This window comes from Cupriavidus sp. 01L46 (assembly GCF_056399905.1).
Map to the genome: position 1 here is coordinate 1 of NZ_JBFTSF010000730.1, position 439 is coordinate 439.

Annotated in this window: 1 protein-coding gene; it reads left to right on the top strand. The window is 62.6% G+C overall.

Features of this window, described 5'->3' with window-relative positions; translation table 11 throughout:
* The coding region (locus AC1DS3_RS39535) for a sugar transferase (protein WP_477129488.1) at positions 1-439 on the top strand (439 nt) is incomplete at both ends.

Genomic DNA, 439 nt, shown 5'->3' on the forward strand with positions numbered 1-439 from the left:
TGGATACCCAGCCTGCTGGACTTCGACCTGCTTGGATACCCAGCCTGCTGGACTTCGACCTGCTCAACCACAAGGTAGGCGATTTTCTGGGCATGCCCGCGGTGGAACTCAACCGCCCGCCATCACTCGGCGTACGTGGCGCAGTAAAGTCAGCATTCGACCGCAGCTTTTCCGCCCTGGTACTCGCCGCCCTCTCCCCGCTGTTCCTGGTCATTGCCGTGCTGATCAAGCGCAGTTCCCCCGGCCCGGTGTTCTTCAAGCAAGAGCGCCTGGGCCTGGACGGTCGCGTGATCCACGTCTACAAATTCCGTAGCATGAAGCCCCACGCCGAGCACGGCGTGGTCACGCAGGCCACCAAAGACGACAACCGCATTACCCCGATCGGCGCCATCCTGCGCCGCACCAGCCTGGACGAGCTGCCGCAGTTCATCAACGTGCT